Raw genomic sequence first — 1,126 nt, forward strand, 5'->3', positions numbered from 1 at the left:
CTGAATGCGGAACGGCTTTGTCGGATCAAAGCCACTGTCGGCGGGTATTTTGAACAGGTCCGCTTCGGCAAAGACCGGCGCGCCCTCGGTGGCAATCGTGTTGATCCGCTTGTGCATACGGTCACGGAAGCGAACGGACACATCATCCTGAATCAGAAATATCCGGTCAAAGATGCCACCGCGGACATAGCCTGACCCTTTGAAGGAATAGAGGCCACGGCCCACAATTGCGATGGCGTGATCGCCCTCCTCCAGCCATGCCTCGATATTCTCGGCAACAGCCTCGCCCAGAATAGCACGGCCAATGGCAGGATGGGACACGAGGGCCGCCTGCATCTCGATAAATGTTGTCTCAGGTGCTTCGGTCAGCGCCCGCTTGCCCGCGCGTTCATCTTCCATGGCATCAAAGGCTGAATTGATCTGGCCCACGTCCAGCGACAGACGGCGCAATGTGCCATCCCCTTCCAATGTCATCCAGTCGGTGGATGCTTCCGCGTCAGGGTTGATCTCAAACTGCGGGCCCGCGCTTGCGTCTTCAAGCACGAGGCCACCAAGTCCAAGTTGGCGTGCGACTTTCAAACCGGCCCGCACAATTGAATCGTCGATCACCATGATCGTGACGGTAGCACCTGAAATGATGTCAAGCTGGTGCGCGGTGCCTCCCGATTCCGCCTCGGCCACAAGATCAAGACCGCGATAATTGGCAACCAGCGCCTTCACCTTGGAATCGGGAATACCGATCAAAACAATAGGCTCCGAGTGTTTGACCAGTTGGACGCCAATCACCTGCGCGCCGTCATCAATCGCAACCATCGTATGAATGGGCTTGCCCGAATATCCGGTGGTCGAAACAAAATCAGAGGTAATATAAGCCCAGCCGATCCGCTCGCCAGCCTTGAGTATTTGAACAACTGGAATATCAGGATGGATTGAACCAAAGGCATCCGCACCCTCAACCAACTCTGAGGCGGTCAGGTCAGGCAGCAGTTTAGCCAGGATGGTATCGGCCGCAACAGGGAGCCCGATGAAGAGCATTGTCGCAAGCATCGCCATGAATTTAAGGGGGTGCAGAAAGATATTCATGCGAAGGCGTCCTTAGGTAAAAGTCGCCCGTCGCTACGCATAA

Annotated in this window: 1 protein-coding gene; it reads right to left on the reverse strand. The window is 55.7% G+C overall.

Translation table 11 applies throughout. From position 1 onward, the window contains the following. Nucleotides 1-1,083, reverse strand: a 1,083-nt coding sequence (locus ABYT07_RS21345; protein ID WP_372994002.1) for an FMN-binding protein, incomplete at its 3' end; no start/stop codon positions are given. Nucleotides 1,084-1,126 lie beyond the last annotated feature (43 nt).

The sequence above is a fragment of the Sulfitobacter sp. genome (genome assembly GCF_041552635.1).
Taxonomy (GTDB): Bacteria; Pseudomonadota; Alphaproteobacteria; order Rhodobacterales; family Rhodobacteraceae; genus Sulfitobacter.